Origin of the sequence: Pseudarthrobacter sp. Y6 (assembly GCF_050156205.1) — a bacterium.
Taxonomy (GTDB): Bacteria; Actinomycetota; Actinomycetes; order Actinomycetales; family Micrococcaceae; genus Arthrobacter.
In genome coordinates, this window is the sequence record NZ_CP189574.1 from 2,786,748 (window position 1) to 2,802,638 (window position 15,891).

General features: G+C 64.4%; 14 protein-coding genes. 2 read left to right on the plus strand and 12 right to left on the minus strand.

The window, feature by feature from the left end; all coding sequences use genetic code 11:
• Positions 1-5 precede the first annotated feature (5 nt).
• The 11 genes from ftsW to dinB form a co-directional block, all read right to left on the minus strand.
• Positions 6-1,364: a putative lipid II flippase FtsW gene (gene ftsW, locus ACQCSW_RS13420; RefSeq protein WP_426986609.1), complete on the minus strand. Its 1,359-nt coding sequence runs from the start codon at positions 1,362-1,364 to the stop codon at positions 6-8.
• A gap of 2 nt (positions 1,365-1,366) precedes the next feature.
• On the minus strand, positions 1,367-2,944 hold the full coding sequence (gene murD, locus ACQCSW_RS13425) for a UDP-N-acetylmuramoyl-L-alanine--D-glutamate ligase (protein WP_426986611.1): 1,578 nt from the start codon (positions 2,942-2,944) through the stop codon (positions 1,367-1,369).
• Positions 2,926-4,035: a phospho-N-acetylmuramoyl-pentapeptide-transferase gene (gene mraY / locus ACQCSW_RS13430; RefSeq protein ID WP_426986613.1), complete on the minus strand. Its 1,110-nt coding sequence runs from the start codon at positions 4,033-4,035 to the stop codon at positions 2,926-2,928. The genes murD and mraY overlap by 19 nt, the downstream gene beginning before the upstream one ends.
• A complete protein-coding gene (locus tag ACQCSW_RS13435) occupies positions 4,032-5,498 on the minus strand; it encodes a UDP-N-acetylmuramoyl-tripeptide--D-alanyl-D-alanine ligase (RefSeq protein WP_426986615.1) in 1,467 nt (488 codons plus the stop codon). Before ACQCSW_RS13435 ends, mraY begins: the two co-directional genes overlap by 4 nt.
• Before the next feature lie 6 nt (positions 5,499-5,504).
• The gene (locus ACQCSW_RS13440; protein ID WP_426986617.1) at positions 5,505-7,145 is read right to left on the minus strand and encodes a UDP-N-acetylmuramoyl-L-alanyl-D-glutamate--2,6-diaminopimelate ligase; all 1,641 of its coding nucleotides are present in this window, start codon (positions 7,143-7,145) and stop codon (positions 5,505-5,507) included.
• Positions 7,146-7,234: 89 nt separating this feature from the next.
• Positions 7,235-9,037, minus strand: coding sequence for a peptidoglycan D,D-transpeptidase FtsI family protein (locus tag ACQCSW_RS13445; protein ID WP_426986619.1), 1,803 nt, complete (start codon positions 9,035-9,037; stop codon positions 7,235-7,237).
• A 61-nt stretch (positions 9,038-9,098) separates the two neighbouring features.
• Positions 9,099-9,794, minus strand: a complete 696-nt coding sequence (locus ACQCSW_RS13450) for a hypothetical protein (RefSeq protein WP_426986621.1) — start codon at positions 9,792-9,794, stop codon at positions 9,099-9,101.
• The gene (rsmH, locus tag ACQCSW_RS13455) at positions 9,791-10,783 is read right to left on the minus strand and encodes a 16S rRNA (cytosine(1402)-N(4))-methyltransferase RsmH (protein ID WP_426986623.1); all 993 of its coding nucleotides are present in this window, start codon (positions 10,781-10,783) and stop codon (positions 9,791-9,793) included. The genes ACQCSW_RS13450 and rsmH overlap by 4 nt, the downstream gene beginning before the upstream one ends.
• A 169-nt stretch (positions 10,784-10,952) precedes the next feature.
• Positions 10,953-11,381, minus strand: a complete 429-nt coding sequence (gene mraZ, locus ACQCSW_RS13460) for a division/cell wall cluster transcriptional repressor MraZ (protein WP_111906912.1) — start codon at positions 11,379-11,381, stop codon at positions 10,953-10,955.
• A 465-nt stretch (positions 11,382-11,846) separates the two neighbouring features.
• On the minus strand, positions 11,847-12,221 hold the full coding sequence (locus tag ACQCSW_RS13465; RefSeq protein WP_111906911.1) for a DUF3040 domain-containing protein: 375 nt from the start codon (positions 12,219-12,221) through the stop codon (positions 11,847-11,849).
• A 264-nt stretch (positions 12,222-12,485) separates the two neighbouring features.
• Positions 12,486-13,643: a DNA polymerase IV gene (dinB, locus tag ACQCSW_RS13470; protein WP_426990698.1), complete on the minus strand. Its 1,158-nt coding sequence runs from the start codon at positions 13,641-13,643 to the stop codon at positions 12,486-12,488.
• 140 nt (positions 13,644-13,783) lie between these two features.
• On the opposite strand from dinB, the gene ACQCSW_RS13475 reads away from it, so the two are divergent.
• Complete coding sequence (locus tag ACQCSW_RS13475; protein WP_426986626.1) at positions 13,784-14,311, plus strand: hypothetical protein; 528 nt, start codon at positions 13,784-13,786, stop codon at positions 14,309-14,311.
• On the plus strand, positions 14,308-15,402 hold the full coding sequence (locus ACQCSW_RS13480; protein ID WP_426986628.1) for a polyprenyl synthetase family protein: 1,095 nt from the start codon (positions 14,308-14,310) through the stop codon (positions 15,400-15,402). Before ACQCSW_RS13475 ends, ACQCSW_RS13480 begins: the two co-directional genes overlap by 4 nt.
• Before the next feature lie 57 nt (positions 15,403-15,459).
• Here the strand turns inward: ACQCSW_RS13480 and ACQCSW_RS13485 are convergent, their stop codons facing one another.
• Complete coding sequence (locus tag ACQCSW_RS13485) at positions 15,460-15,813, minus strand: Rv2175c family DNA-binding protein (protein ID WP_058929391.1); 354 nt, start codon at positions 15,811-15,813, stop codon at positions 15,460-15,462.
• Positions 15,814-15,891: the final 78 nt, after the last annotated feature.

A 15,891-nucleotide genomic window follows, 5' to 3' on the forward strand; every position in this document is an offset into this window, starting at 1 on the left:
TGGTGCTACGTACGCTTTCTTGCGGTTGTTTTGGGGCTGGCGGTTTTGCGGCCAGCAGTTTTACGGCCTGTGGATCCGGCGGCCTTCCTTGCGCCGAATTTCAGCAGTTTCTTCGGCCGGAGGGCAGGCGCCATCTGTTCGCGGGCGAGCGACAGCACCACCCCCACGGCGCAGAGCGACATCAGCAATGCCGAACCGCCGTAGGAAATGAACGGGAGCGGCACTCCGATCACAGGCATCAGCCCTGTCACTACGGCCATGTTGACCGTGGCCTGTCCCAGCAGCCACACCATGATGGTGCCGGCCAGCACCCGGTGGAACATATCCTCCTGCGCCACCACCACGCGGTAGATGGCGGCGCCAAGGATGGCAAAAAGGACAAGCACGACGACGGTGCCCACCAGGCCGAGTTCCTCGCCGATGATGGCGAAAATGAAGTCGTTGTGGGCTTCCGGGATCCAGCTGTACTTCTGCCGGCTTTGGCCGAGTCCGACGCCGAACCAGCCCCCGGACGCAAGCCCGTAGAGCCCATTGGTGGCCTGGTAGTTGGCGTCAATGCCGTCGGCACAGGACTGGCCCGTCCACCACGAGGTGATGCGGCACATGCGGTTTGAGCTGGTGATGGCCATGACGGCTGTACCGGCTGCGGCCACCAGGGCGGCGAACCCGAACAGGTACAGCGGTACCCCGGCGAAGAAGAGGGCGGCAGCAGTGATCATCATGATGATCATGGCCGTGCCCAGGTCATTTCCCAACAGGACCAGGCCGATTACCGCGCCCGCCAGCGGCACGGCCGGGATCAGCACGTGGGACCAGCGCCGCAGCAGCTTCCCTTTCCTGGCCAGGACGGTGGCCATCCACAGCGCCAGCGCCAGCTTGGACGCCTCGGACGGCTGGAAGGTGATGCCGCCCAGGTCGATCCAGTTCTTGTTGCCATTGACTTCGTCACCGATCAGCTGCACCAGGACAAGGAGGACAAGGGCCCCGCCCAGCCCCGGCCAGGCCAGGCGCTTCAGCCAGACCACGTTGATGCGCGAGAGGACAAACATGGTGAAGATGCCGATGGCGGCGAACATTCCCTGCTTCAGGGCGTCCCCGTAGGGTGACTTTCCCGCAGCGATGGATTCGACGCTGGAGGCCGACAGCACCATCATGATGCCGATGGCGGTAAGTGCCAGCGTGGAACCAAGGATCAGGTAATACGTTGAGCCGTTCTTGGAAGTGCCGGTTCCTTCCAGCGTGGACCAGAAGGCCTGGTACCAGCCCCTGATCCGGTCCGGCAGGGTGATGGTGGACGTTGCGGGCGAAGCGGGTTTCCCGGCGCGCGGCCGTGAGGCCGGCGACCGGGTGGGCGTGCTGACCATTGTTACTCCTCGCCGGTCTGGGCCTGCCCTTCCACCAGCTCGCGGACAGCTTCAATAAAGGCGTCGCCGCGGTGAGCATAGGAAGAGAACTGATCCATGGAAGCAGCTGCCGGGGCCATCAGCACAGTGTCGCCTGATGCCGCCAGCTGCGCCGCTGACGCAACGGCCCGGGACATCACGGCCGCTCCGGAATCCGGCGAGCTGCCCGTAGTGGCTCCGCCCGTTACGGCAGTCTGCATATTTTCAGTGTCGCCCGCCGGCGTCGTGATCACGGGGACATCCGGCGCGTGTCGCTGCAAGGCGTCCGCAAGCGCGGCGGTGTCCGTACCGATGAGCACCACAGCCTTGAGCCGGGCAGCGTGGTCCCGGACCAGGTGGTCGTAGCTGACGCCCTTGGACAGGCCGCCCGCGATCCAGATGACATTCTCAAAGGTGGCAAGTGACGCTGCGGCAGCGTGCGGGTTGGTGGCCTTGGAATCGTTGACCCAGAGCACGCCGTTTTCCCTGGCGACCGGCTGGATGCGATGGTTTCCGGGCACATAGTCCTGGATTCCCTGGCGCACCGCCTTCGCATCCACACCGTAGGCCCGGACCAGGGCAGCAGCCGCAAGGGCATTGGCCACCATGTGCCTGGGCGCAAACTGCCCCAGGTCCGTCATCGAGGCCAGCTCGGCGGCGCTGTCCTTGCGTTCCTCGATAAACGCACGGTCCACCAGCAGTCCCTCCACCACGCCCAGCATGCTGATGGCCGGGGTGAGCGTGGTGAAGCCGACGGCGCGGCAGCCCTCCACGACGTCGGCGTCTTCAACCATCCGTTCGGTCTCGATCTGCTCCGCGTTGAAGATGCACGCTTTCTGGGTCCGCGCGTAGACCTTGGCTTTGTCCGCGAGGTAGGAATTGTAGGAACCATGCCAGTCAACGTGGTCCTCAGCCACGTTCAGGCAGACACTGGCCACCGGCGACAGCGATTCAGCCCAGTGCAGCTGGAAGCTGGAAAGTTCAACCGCGAAGACGTCGTACTCCACCGGGTCGCGGAGGGCGTCCAGGATGGGGGTGCCCACATTGCCGACCGCGATGGCCTTCAGGCCGGCGGCCTGCAGCATCGACGAGGTCAGGCCCACCGTGGTGGTCTTGCCGTTGGTGCCGGTGATGGTCAGCCAGTCAGCGGTTCTGTGCCCGGCCCGGACGCGCAGGCGCCAGGCAAGCTCGACTTCCCCCCAGACCGGAATGTGGGCGCGTGCAGCGGCGGCCAGGAGCGCCTGGTCAGGCCGCCACCCCGGGGAGGTGACGATGAGTTCGGGGAAGCTGCCATCGATCTTGGGGATCCTGTTGACGGCGTCCTCGCCCAGGAGCACGTCCACGGCGCCGACGATCTTCAGGGTGTCGGCCTGCGCTTTGGCTGTCGCGCTGGTGGCGGCGTCAACCACCACCACCCGGGCGCCGAGTTCGACGAGGGTATCTGCCGCGGCGAACCCGGACACTCCGATGCCGGTGACTGCAACGCGCAGCCCCGCCCAATCAGAGTCCCAACTGACCAGGTTTTGCAGGCGGGGAGAAACAGTCACAGGAGCACAACCCATTCAGCGTAGAAGACACCCAGGCCCACGGCCACGAAGAGCCCGCCCAGGATCCAGAACCGGACCACCACCGTGACTTCTGCCCAGCCCTTGAGTTCGAAATGGTGCTGCAGCGGCGCCATCTTGAAGACGCGCTTACCGCCGGTGGCCTTGAAGTAGCCCACCTGGATGATCACGGACAGGGTAATCAGGACGAACAGGCCGCCGATGATTCCCAGCAGCAGTTCCGTGCGCGACAGGATCGCGAAGCCGGCGATGGCGCCGCCGATGGCCAGCGACCCGGTGTCACCCATAAAAATCTTGGCCGGTGAGGTGTTCCACCACAGGAACCCCACCAGGGCGGCGCTCATGATGGCCGCCAGGAGCGCCAGGTCCAAGGGGTCCCGGACCGAGTAGCAGCCGCTGCCGGTCTCGCGCGGTGACCCGCAGGCCTGGTTGTTCTGCCAGATGCCCATCAGCGTGTAGGCACCGAACACCATGACCGATGCGCCGGCGGCCAGCCCGTCCAGGCCGTCCGTGAGATTCACGCCGTTGGTCGCGGCTGTGACGATCAGGTTGGACCAGAGAACAAAGAGGATCGCTCCCACCACCGTGCCGGCGAAGGCCATATCCAGCCAGGGCACGTCGCGCACCAGGGAGATCTTCGTGGACGCGGGGGTGACGCCGCCCGCATTGGGAAAGTTCAGGGCAAGGATGGCGAAGGCTATGCCCACAGCAGCCTGGAGGATGAGCTTGGCCTTCGCGTCAAGGCCGAGGCTCCGCTGGCGGGAGATCTTGATGAAGTCGTCCAGGAAGCCCACCAGCCCCATGCCGACCATAAGGAAGAGCAGTATCAGGGCCGAGGCGGACGGGCCTGCCGAATCCGGGTTCATCATCCACATAATCAGGTGGGTCAGTCCGTAGCTGAGCAGGACCGCGCCCACCAGCACGGTGCCGCCCATGGTGGGCGTACCGCGTTTGGTGTGGTGGGAGGTGGGTCCGTCATCACGGATGAATTGTCCGTAGCTCTTGCGCACAAGTAAGCGGATAAACAGCGGCGTTCCCACCAAGGCAAACAGCAGGGCAAGTCCTGCGCCGATCAGTAGTGCAATCACAGCAGCTCGCTCCCTTCATCGGCGGGTTCCGTGGATTGTGGGGGTAATGCTATCCGATCGCCCAGGTGCCGCAGTCCAACGCTGTTGGACGACTTGAAAAGCACCAGGTCACCGGGCTCAAGCTCGGCGTTCAGGAGCGCATAGGCGTCCTCGGCGGTTTCGGCGAATACGCATTCGTCGCCCCAGGAACCCTCCTGGACGGCGGAAACGTAAAGTGCCCGGGCTTCGCGGCCGACGACGATCAGCCGGGAAATGTTCAGGCGGACCACCTGGGTGCCCACAACAGTGTGTTCACGGATTGAATCAGGTCCCAGTTCCAGCATGGCGCCCAGGACAGCCCAGGTGCGCCGTCCGCGGCCCAGGTCGGCCAGGGTGCGCAGGGCCGCCCGCATGGACTCCGGGTTGGCGTTGTAGGCGTCGTTGATGACGGTCACGCCGTCAGCACGTTCGGTGCGTTCCATCCGCCAACGGCTTGCTGCTGACTGCGTGCTCAGCGATGCGGCGATGTCCTGACCGGGCACTCCGGCCGCGTGCGCGGCAGCTGCTGCGGCGAGGAGGTTGCCGGTGTGGTGGGCGCCGATGAGGCGGCTGCTGACGTGCAGGCCTGTTTCGCCGCCGGGCAGGACGAGCTCGAATTCCGGGTTGCCCTCAGCGTTTGTGTCCGGATTCACGGCCCGAACGGTCGCGTCAGTGCGTCCTTCGGCCGAGAAGCCCAGCACGGTGGCGCCGGTGCGGCTGCGCATGGCAGCCACGCGGTCGTCGTCGAGGTTGAGGACGGCAGTGCCGCCGCCGGCGAGGGCCTCCAACAGCTCGCCCTTGGCCTGGGCAATGTTTTCCACGCCGCCGAACTCCCCGGCGTGGGCAGTGCCTATGCCGAGGACTACGCCGATGTCAGGCTTCACCATGTCGGCCAGGTAGCGGATGTGCCCGATGCCAGTGGCGCCCATCTCGATCACCAGGTACCTCGTTTGGGTGTCGGCGCGGAAGACAGTGAGCGGCACGCCCACCTCTCCGTTGTAGGACCCCTGAGGGGCAACGGTGGCGGCCTGTTGGGTAAGGATGCCGGCGAGGAGGTCCTTGGTGGTGGTCTTCCCGGCGGAACCGGTGATTCCGATGATGGTCAGGGCCTCGCCTGCAGCAGACCGGGCCAGACGGATCCGACGGACCGCTTCGGCGGCCAGCGCGCCCATGGCCAGCACGGCATCCTCGACCAGGACAGCCGGATAGCGAACGCCGTCCGGCCCCGTCACGGGGCGCTCAGCGAGAACCAGCACCGCACCGCGGCTGAAGGCCGCAGCAACGAAGTCGTGGCCGTCGGCGTGCTCGCCAGGTTTCGCCACGTACAACGACCCGGCGGCAGCCTCTCGCGAATCAGTGACCACCGAAAGGGGTGTGATCCCCGGATCGGCGTCCAGGCGGCCGTGTGTGATATCGGCGATTTCCGCCGCAGTAAGTGCAATCATCTCGGTCTAGGACTCTATCCGGTCGTCTCGGAGAACGGTGAATCCCCTGGCTGTCAAGGCGTTCCGCAGTTCCACGCGGTCGTCCAGTGCAAGATTGACGCCCTTAACTTCCTGCCAGACCTCATGGCCGCGGCCAGCCACCAGGATGGTGTCGCCCGGACCGGCCAGTTCAACGGCCCGTTGGATGGCGGCGTCGCGGGGATAAACCTCTTCGATCACACACCCCGGCGATTCCTGTTCGCGCGCTGACCGCGCGCCCGCCATTACATCTGCCCTGATGGCCGCAGGGTCCTCATCGTGGGGGTCGTCGTCCGTGACGATGACGATGTCGGCCATCTTTGCGGCGACGGCCCCCATGGCGGGCCGCTTGCCTTGGTCGCGCTGCCCGGTGGCTCCGAAAACCACGATCACCCGGGAGCCGGGCAGCGGTGACCTGACCGCTTCCAGTGCGCGTGCCAGGGCATCAGTGTTGTGGGCGAAGTCCACTACAGCTGCCGGTTCTTCGGAGACGAGCTGCATGCGTCCCGGGACCGCCACGGTGAACGGATCGTGGCGGTCCAGGGCGGCCTGCACCGTAGCGGCGTCCACTCCGCTGGCCATGACCATTACCGTGGCCAGCGCCGCGTTGGCGACGTTGAAAGTGCCCGGCAGGCCGGTGTGGACGTTAAGGTTGACGCCGCCGGGCCCCTGCAGGCTGAAGTCGGTTCCCAGTCCACGCGCTGCGGTAGCCTTTACTGTCCAGTCCGTGGGAGCTCCGCCGGGTGTCATCGAGAGGGTGGTAACCGGGATCCGTGCCGTGGCTGCAAGCCTGCGGCCCCATTCGTCGTCGACCGTCACCACAGCCCTGCGGGCACGGCCCGGTGTGAACAGTTCCGCCTTCGTGGCGAAGTAGTCCTCCATGGTGCCGTGCAGGTCCAGATGGTCCTGCGTCAGGTTCGTGAAACCGGCAACGTCGAAGAGCACACCGTCAACCCGCTGGAAGGACACTGCGTGGGAGGAGACTTCCATGGACGCGGCGTCCAGTCCCCGTTCCCGCATGAGGGCGAGCAAGCCGTGGATGTCCGGTGACTCAGGTGTGGTCAGGAGGCTGGGAACCGGCTCCCCGCCGGCCAGGATTTCGATGGTTCCGATCAGGCCGGTCTGCTGTCCGAGCGCACGGAGCAGTGCGTTGATGAAGTACGTGGTGGTGGTCTTGCCGTTGGTTCCCGTCACACCATACAAGCGCGGCGTCCGCCCGGCTGAGGGCTGGCTCTGGTAGATCATGGCGGACAGCGGCCCCACGACGTGGCGCGGTCCGTCCACCACCAGGACGGGAACGGTGGTGTCCGCAGACAACGCGAGCAGGCGTGCACCGGCGTCGTCGGTCAGGACTGCCACTGCTCCCCTGCCGACCGCCTGCGGCACGAAGTCAGCGCCATGGCGGGAAGCACCCGGCAGCGCCACGTACAGGTCGCCCCGTTCCACGGTTCGCGAATTCAGTGAAATCCCCGTGACGCTGACGGCAGCGGAGGCGCCCGGGACCTGCACACCGATCGCATCGCCGATCGTGTCCAGGCGGACCGCAGCAACTGCCGTAGGCCTGAACCGCGCGGGGGCTGGTTCCCCTGCCGGCCCCGCGTTGCTGGCTGATGCGTTCTGCTCTGACAAAGGAATCTCCGATGGTGGTACTAGTCGATCATGCCCGCGAGAGACTGCGTCGGCTGCGGGCGTTGAGGGAACTGCTGCCTGGCTTGATGCTATTTGGCGTACTGCGGCAGCCTGGCCGGTTCGCCCGTGGACGGCTGGACGTTGTAGGTGCGCAGGGCCTGGCTCATGACCGAACGGAACACCGGCCCCTGCGTGATGCCGTAAATGCTGCCCTTCGGACGCTGCAGTACCACCTCAACAATAAACCGCGGGTCGTCCATCGGTGCCATCCCCACGATGGAAGCGGTGTAGCCGCAGAACCCTGACTTCCCGTCATCGCACGGCGATTCAGACGTTCCGGTCTTTGCCCCCACCCGGTACCCGTCGATCGCGGCGTCCTTGATCTGGCCTTCGGTCACCGCGCTTTCCAGGATGTCCTGGACCTGCTGCGCGGTGCCGTCCGACACCACCTGCCGGGAAGGCTGCGGGGCAACCGCCTCCTCTTTTCCGTCCGGTGAAACGTACGCGTCAATCAGGCGCGGCTGGAGCATCACACCATTGTTGGCGATCGTCTGGAAGGCGCGGACCGTCTGCAGCGTGGACTGCGACACACCCTGGCCGAACAGCACGGTGTACTCCTGGCGGCCGTCCCACTGGTCCGCCGGGGTAAGAATTCCGGATGCGGTGGCGGGCAGCCCGATGTCCGGCGCTTCGCCGATGCCGAACTTCCGCAGCCAGTCGTGCCTTTGGTCCTTGGTGAGCCGCGAGCCGGCCGCCACGGTGCCAGTGTTCATGGACCAGCCCAGGATGCCTGCGAGCGTGCGCTCTTCGGTGCCATGGGTAAAGGAGTCCGTGAAGGTCTGGCCATCCACGGTGTATGAAGGTCCGAGAGTGAACGTGTCCAGCGGGCTGGATTTTCCTTCCTCAATCAGGGCGGCCGCCGTGATCATCTTCTGCACCGATCCGGGCTCATACGCAGCAGTCACGGAGCGGACGCCGCGGTCCTTGGCGGCCACCCTGCCCGGGTCGTTCGGGTCCGGCGCGTTGGTGTCGGCCATTGCGATCAGGTTGCCGGTCTTGGCGTCCATCACGATGATGACACCCCATTCGGCACCGAGTTTGTCCGTCTGGCTCTGGATGGCCTGCTGGGCGAAATACTGGAGATCGGAATTGAGCGTGAGCTTGACGTCCTTGCCGTCCTCCGGCGGTGTCAGCTCATCCACACCGACAGGAATCCGGAGACCGTCAGCGCCGATCTCGAAGAGCCGCTTGCCGTCCTTCCCGCGCAGCAGCCCGTCCTGGGTCTGCTCGATCCCCGCCTGGCCGGTGCTGCCGTCCTGGAGGAAGCCGACAATGCCGCCGGCCACGGAACCGTTGGGGTACACGCGTTTGCTGACACCCACTGTGTCGACGCCAGGAATACTGAGTTCTGAGACCCTGAGCTCAACGTCCGGCTTCAGGTCCTTCGCCACGATGTAGTAACCCTGTTCGCCGGTGACTGCCTCGCGGACCGCGTCAAGGTCCATGCCCAGAGCGGCGGCCAGCTCCCGCAGGCCCTGCTCCCGGGTCACTTCCACCAGCTTGTCCTTGCCATCCACGTTGTTAAAGCGTGGGAATGTTTCGGTCTTGGTGTTGACTCTCTGGTCCACCACAACGTTGTAGCGGATCACACTGTTGGCCAGGACCGTCCCGTTGGCGCCAAGGATGCTGCCGCGTTCGGCGGGGAGGGAAGTCTCGCGCATCCGGTAATCGAGCGCAGCTGCGGCCATCCCGCCGACGTCGAGCCCTTGGACGACAAAGAGCTTGCCGCCCACCACTAATAGCAGCGTCAGCATAATGCCCAGGCCGAGGCGCAGCCGCTTGGTGGCGTTAGGGGCCTTGCCGCTTTTTGCCTTGCCGGTCCTCTGCGCCACCGTGATTCCCTTGCTGCTCGCCTGTTGCCTGTTTATTACCTGACTGGCTATCCTTCAGCGGCTACCGGTTAGACCCGGGCACCTTCTGTTCGGGTGCTGGAACCGAACCGCCGTGGAGCTCCACGGCACGTGCCGGTGGTGCGGGCGCTTCAGCCGGCGGTACTGCAGCGGCAGGTGCCGCTGCAGGGGCCGGCGCAGGGGCCGCTGCAGTGGCCGGTTCCCTGGCAGCCGGTTTACGGTTCGTCAGCGGCTCCCACTTCGTTGCCGGGGGAACCACTGTGAGCACTCCTTCGACGGCTGGAGCAGGGATGACCGATCCAGCCGCGCCACCCTTCACAGCCGGAGTTGCCTTGCCCGTGACGGCAAGGGTGGAGAGGTCGATCTGGCCTTTGACTGTGGAAGCCACCATTCCCAAGTCTGAGGCCTTGGCCGCCAGGTTCTGGGGAGCCTCGAAGTTTTGGACCTGCTGTGTCAGGTCCTGGTTCTGCTTGGTCAGTGTGCTCTGCTTGCCCCTCAGTTCCACCAGCTGGTACTGGGAGGTAGAGACTGAGATGTTCAGGACCAGGACGGCGACGAGCGCAACGGCGAGCAGGGCGAAACACATCACCACAAACGGCGCGCGGCGCTTCTTGGGGGCGGAACGCACCACAGACAGGGGTGTGCGTTCCCTGCGGCCGGCGCCAGAGGGAAGCGTCCTGATCGCCGGGGCGCTGCTGCCGGAGACGACCGGAAAGTTCTTGACGGCGGCAGTGCTCATGCTTCTCTCCTGGCTCTGATACGTTCCACGGCCCGCAGCCTTGCAGAAGCTGCGCGCGGATTTTCTGCAATCTCGACGGCGGTGGGTACCTCGGTGCCCTTGGTCAGGGTTTTGAGAAAGGCCTTGTGTTCCTCAAGTTCCACCGGAAATCCGAGGGGGGCTGAGGATTTGGAGCCAGCCTGGAAAACTGATTTAACGATTTTGTCCTCGAGGGAGTGGTACGACATCACCACGATGCGCCCGCCCAGGGCCGTTGCTGCCACGGCGGCAGGGACAGCGCGCTCCAACACGTCGAGTTCCTCGTTCACTTCGATGCGCAGTGCCTGGAACGTCCGCTTGGCAGGGTGGCCGCCCGATTTGGCGGCTGCCGCCGGAACCACGGAGCGGATCTGTTCCACGAGTTCCCCCGTGGTGGCGAAAGGCTTGACAGTCCTCGCTGCGACAATCCTGTTGGCGATCCGGCCGGCGAACTTCTCCTCGCCCCACTTCCGGATGATCCTGACGAGATCCTCTTCGCTGTAGTTGTTGACCACATCTGCTGCAGTCTGCCCGCGGCTGGTGTCCATCCGCATGTCCAGCGGAGCGTCAAAAGAGTAGGCGAAGCCACGCTCACGCTCGTCCAGCTGCAGCGATGACACGCCCAGGTCCATCAGGATGCCATGAACCTGCGCCACGCCCAGGTCTTCGAGGACGTCGGCAATTTCGTCGTAGACAGCGTGGACCAGGTCCGTCCGGGAAGCGAAGGGAGCCAGCCGCTCCCCGGCGAGGGCAAGGGCTTCCTCGTCACGGTCGATGCCGATCAGGTGCAGATCAGGGAAGCGCTCCAGCATGGCTTCGGAGTGGCCGCCCATGCCGAGGGTCGCATCAATGGCGACGGGGGTTTCACCACGGAGGCGGGCAGCGTCAAAACCGGGGGCCAACAAATTGATGCACCGGTCCTTGAGGACCGGCACATGGCGTTCGGACGTTGGCTTCGGGTCATCGTTCATGCCTTCGTCCTTTCCTGCCGTCGGTGTTGGTGTGCTGCTTCTTGAGCCAGATCCCCATCCGCGCCTATCATCCTGCCGGCCTGGCTCCGGGGAAGTGAGCCAGGTTGACTGTCCGATGGGCGGCTGGAGATCTCGTCCAAGAAGCGGTTCCGCCGGGCCGTTTAGGTGATCACAGAATCCCCGGAATGGCATCGTCGGTTTCGGAGAAGGCGGTTTCCTTCTCCGCGAGGTACTCGTTCCAGGCCTGGGCATCCCAGATCTCGGCGCGGGTTCCTGCACCGATGACGGCCAGTTCCCTGCCGAGGCCTGCGTACTCCCGGAGCGCGGATGGAATGGTTACGCGCCCCTGCTTGTCAGGTACCTCGTCGGAGGCTCCAGAGAGAAAGACGCGGATGTAGTCCCGGGCCTGCTTGGAGGAGATGGGCGCCTCCCGCATTTGCTCGTGGACACGTGCAAATTCCTGCTCACTGAAGACGTAGATGCAACGTTCCTGTCCCCTGGTGAGAACAAGTCCGCTGGCAAGTTCCTCACGGAACTTCGCGGGGAGGATAATTCGGCCCTTTTCGTCCAGACGTGGCGAGTGTGTGCCCAGAAACACTGGCCCACCGCCTGTCTGCCGTCAGGAACTGCACATCCCCTGTGTTGCAACTACCCTCTTATGCCCTCCACATTACTCCACTTTCCCCCACAGTCAACGCGAATCAGGCCAATATTCCCCCCTTCGGACCTTTGTCCCCCCAAATGGTGCGGAAGCAGGAGGTGGATGGAAGTGGAGGGTCCCGTCGCCGTTTCGGCTCGAACCATAAGTGCCCGACGGCGGTGCCACGCCGCCGTCGCGCTCTCATCTGACGCAGGCGGCGAATCCGCGGGCGCCCGGCTCCCCAACCAGGTAGCAGTAGGTGTCGTTTTGAGCGCTCAAAAAGACGCCTACGGCTACCTACCTATGGGTTAAACGCAGAAGACCCGCCGTGGCGGGTCTTCTGCTGCGGTCATCCTGACCGAGGGGAGCGAAATGGAGGACAGTGCAGGGCCTATGGCCGTGGAACCGGCTACAGGCGCTGCTCTAGGATTCGTCGCGGCGACGCTCGTCCCAGCGCTCTTCCAGGCTGGACATGAATGAACTCCGGGGCTTTCCGGATTTACCTGTGCCAGGTGCGGAGCGCTGCTTGCCGCCGGCAGCGTTGCGCATTGTGGCGAAGTACACACCGCCGCCCATAACCACGAAGCCCAGGACACCGACGAAGATGTTCTGGACTGTAACGCCGACCAGGAGCAGGGCGATCCCCGCGAGGGTGCAGAGCACACCAATCACGATGTGACGGGTGGACCACGTTCGCCCAGGATCCGAACCCATGGAATTCGCAAATTTCGGATCGTCTTCGTGCAGCTGCTTCTCCAGCTGCTCCAGCAGCTTCTGTTCGTGCTCCGAGAGCGGCATCACGACCTCCTTAAGTAGGCCAACGTCCGGACTGGTCCCATCCCGTACTACTGCTCCGATAACGACCGGCATGCCCGGGAGGTTCCCGCCCCGCCGACGATGGCGGAATGCGAACACCGGCATGCGGGCCTTTGGAACTGCAGCATGTCCAAGAAGTCCGGCAATAACAGAAAACTATGTACATATAAGGATAGTTTGTCGGGGGCCGTTCTGAAAGACGGCCATCACCTCCCTGAACCAAGCACGCAACGTGCCGGCGCCCTGCTAAGACCCGTTTCCGGAATCCAGCAGACTGGCGGGCAGGACGGATTTGTTTCCGAACTTTCGGCTGACCTCGTCCAGTGCCTGTTCTGCTGCCCGCCAGTTGTCATCCCGGCGGTCAAGGCTCAACTGGAGGGACGTGTGGGCGGTGTCTTCGAGCTGCTCGGCCCGGATGCCAACAAGCCGCACGGTCATGGGTCGACTCCCCAATGATTCCAGGAGCTGGATGGCCACGGCATAAATCAGTTGGGCGCTGTCCATGGGTGTGCGGACAGTGCGGCTCCGGGTGATGGTGGAAAAATCGGCATAGCGGAGTTTCAATGCCACCGTTCTTGCCACCATCCCCGAACTCCGCAGCCGTCCTGCCGTCCGGTGGGAAAGCCTCAGCAGCTCCCGGGCGATCAGGGCGTCATCGCCGGTGTCCACGGCGAAGGTCTCTTCAGCCCCGATGCTCTTCTCAAGCCGCACGGGGGTCACGGGCCGCGGATCGATCCCCCACGACAACCGGTAGACGTGCTCACCGGTGGCACCCAGCATTTTCTTAAGGGAGGACACCGGCGTGGCCGCCACGTCCGCCACGGTCCTGATGCCCATCCGGGCAAGGACGTCCGTGGTCTTGGCGCCTATGCCCCACAAAGCCCCGACGGGCAGACTGTGGAGGTAGGGCACGGTCTCGTCGGGTCCAATCAGCAACAGCCCGTCAGGTTTGCAACGCGTGGAAGCAATTTTGGCTACGAACTTACTGGCTGCTATGCCCACGGAGGCTGTAATGCCCAGTTCGGCAGCCACCCGGCGTCGGATCAGTTCACCGATTGCACGGGGGGGTCCCAACCGCCGGATGGCGCCGCCGACGTCCAGGAAGGCTTCGTCGACACTCAGCGGCTCCACCAGATCGGTGATGGACTCGAAGATTTCCATCAGCTGGGCGGAAACCTCGTAGTACAGCTTGTGGCGCGGTTCAATGATGACTGCTTTGGGGCACATCCTGGCTGCGACCACCATGGGCATGGCGGACTTCACTCCGAAGGCGCGGGCCTCATACGACGCCGAGAGGACTACCGAGCGGTCCGCAGGAAATCCGACAATCACTGGCTTGCCGCGGAGTTCCGGCCGCGTGCGAAGCTCCACGGAGACGAAGAATGCATCCATGTCGACGTGCATGATGCAGTTACGCCGGAGCTCACGAAGACCTGCTTCGGTGTACTGGTTGTTCGGCTCAGGCCCCACACCGGCAATTGTATCGGTTGGTACTGACTAAACTGGAGGCTGAATCCGGCATCAACACCAGGAGGACAGTCCCTGTGACCGTCATGAGAAGTCTTAAGCCAACAGGATTAGCGGCACTGGCCGCGGGCGCAATGCTGGCCCTCGCTGCCTGCAGCCCCGCAGAGCCTGGAGCGACATCATCCTCCTCAGTTACATCCTCACCAGCATCCGGCAGCGCCAGCATTACCGCCTCCGCCAGCCCGACGGCGTCGCCGGGAACTTCCGCCACTGTTGGGACAATCGTCGCAGGGTTCCCGGAAACACTGCTCCCCCTGATGCCCGGTGCCAAGGTGATTTCGAGCAGCTTTGACAAGACGTCAACGCCCGCCACGGCGGCACTCGTGGCCAGCATCAACGCCCCGACGGCCGCCGTCTTGGATTTCTACACAAAGCACCTGGAAGCGCAGGGATTCAAAGCCGTCCCCGGCGACGCTGTGGGCGCTGTTGCTTCCAAGGACTTCGTCCGGAACGACTCCGAGACGGTCAACATCGCCGCCGTCGAAGCAGCCGGTGTGTCCACGTTCACCATTGGCGCCAACGTGGCTGCTGAGTTAGCCAAGTGAGCGTTTCGGAGCAGTTGAGGATTGAGCAGACTGCATTCGTTGCCGCTGTAGCCGGTGAGCTGACAGACTTCCTCACCACGCGGCAATCCCTCATGGCTGCCATTTCACCCGATATCGATCCCATCATGGGTTCCATTTCCAACCTGGTGACCGGCGGCAAAAGGCTCCGTGCCCTTATGTGTTACTGGGGGTGGCGCGGCGCGGGCGGCGAGCAGGCGGCCGAGGAAATCGTGACGGCGGGATCGGCCCTGGAGCTTTTCCAGGCAGCTGCCCTTATCCATGACGACATCATTGACCGCTCGGACACGCGGCGCGGCGGGCCCAGCGTGCATCGCCGCTTCAGCCAGCTGCACCAAGCGCAAGGCTGGGCGCTGGACAGCGAGCGGTTTGGGCATGCAGCCGCCATCCTGACCGGGGATCTGTGCCTCTCCTTCAGCGAGGAGGCCTTCACGGACATCGGCGAACAGGCGGCTGCGGGCAGCAGGGCGCGGCTGATCTTCAACCTCATGCGTGCCGAGGTAATGGCCGGGCAGTATCTTGACATCCTGGAGGAAGTGGCCGGTCCTGTCAGGGACCGGGCCGGCGCGGTGACAAGAGCACAGTCCATCATCAGGTTCAAGTCCGCCAAATATTCCACTGAGCACCCGCTGGCGCTTGGCGGCGCCTTGGCGGGCGCTCCGGACGAGTTGCTCCGGGGCTACTCGGCCTTCGCGTTGCCGCTGGGCGAGGCGTTCCAACTGCGCGATGACGTCCTGGGCGTCTTTGGGGACCCTGTCACTACAGGCAAGCCGGCAGGTGACGATCTCCGTGAAGGTAAGAGGACCGTACTCATCGCCCTCGCGCTGGGCCAGGCATCAACCGCAGAATCGGCATTTATCGATGCGAAGCTGGGCAGCCCTGACCTGGGCGACGCCGACGTGGCCGAGATCCGCCGGATCATCGAAGAGTCGGGAGCGCTCCAGGCGACTGAAGTGCTGATCAACGAATTCGGCGCCGCGGCGTATGAGGCTCTGGAACAGCTGCCGCTGGACGAACTGCCCAAGACTGCCCTGCGGAAGCTGGCGGAAGCCACGGTCAGCCGGGCATCCTGACGTTGGCGCTGGTCTTCGCGACATCCGCGGGCCCGACGTCCGGGCCCTTTGTGCTGCTTACCAGGCCAGGGTCTGGGCCCGGCGCCTGATTTCCGTCTTGCGGCCTTCCCGCAACGCATCAATCGGCCTGCCGCGGAGCGACTCGTCGGGGGTAAACAGCCAGACGATCAGGTCCTCGTCGGAATAGCCAGCATCCGCCAGGACCACAATGGTCCCCTTGAGGCTGTCAACAACCTGGCCGTCCAGGATAAACGCGGCTGGAACTGAGCGTATCCGCCGTTCCCCGACCCGCAGGGCCGCCAAAGCGCGTTCATCAATAAGGCCGTGGACTCTCGTAATCGAAACGTCCAACAACTGCGCGACATCCGGCAGGGGCAGCCACTCGCCCACAAGGCTTTCTACGTTACTCACGGATCAAGGTTGCCACGGCCGGAGCCCTGCCGCCTAGTCGGCAGTGGCCGCCATTGCCGCGAATCACGCGACACTCCA

Bases quoted from the DNA above. Each gene is read 5' to 3' on its own strand.
- ACQCSW_RS13465 (WP_111906911.1), bottom strand. From the start codon at position 12,221: ATGCCGCTCTCGGAGCACGAACAGAAGCTGCTGGAGCAGCTGGAGAAG.
- ACQCSW_RS13450 (WP_426986621.1), bottom strand. From the start codon at position 9,794: ATGAGCACTGCCGCCGTCAAGAACTTTCCGGTCGTCTCCGGCAGCAGC.
- rsmH (WP_426986623.1), bottom strand. From the start codon at position 10,783: ATGAACGATGACCCGAAGCCAACGTCCGAACGCCATGTGCCGGTCCTC.
- dinB (WP_426990698.1), bottom strand. From the start codon at position 13,643: ATGCACGTCGACATGGATGCATTCTTCGTCTCCGTGGAGCTTCGCACG.
- ACQCSW_RS13435 (WP_426986615.1), bottom strand. From the start codon at position 5,498: ATGATTGCACTTACTGCGGCGGAAATCGCCGATATCACACACGGCCGC.
- murD (WP_426986611.1), bottom strand. From the start codon at position 2,944: ATGGGTTGTGCTCCTGTGACTGTTTCTCCCCGCCTGCAAAACCTGGTC.
- ftsW (WP_426986609.1), bottom strand. From the start codon at position 1,364: ATGGTCAGCACGCCCACCCGGTCGCCGGCCTCACGGCCGCGCGCCGGG.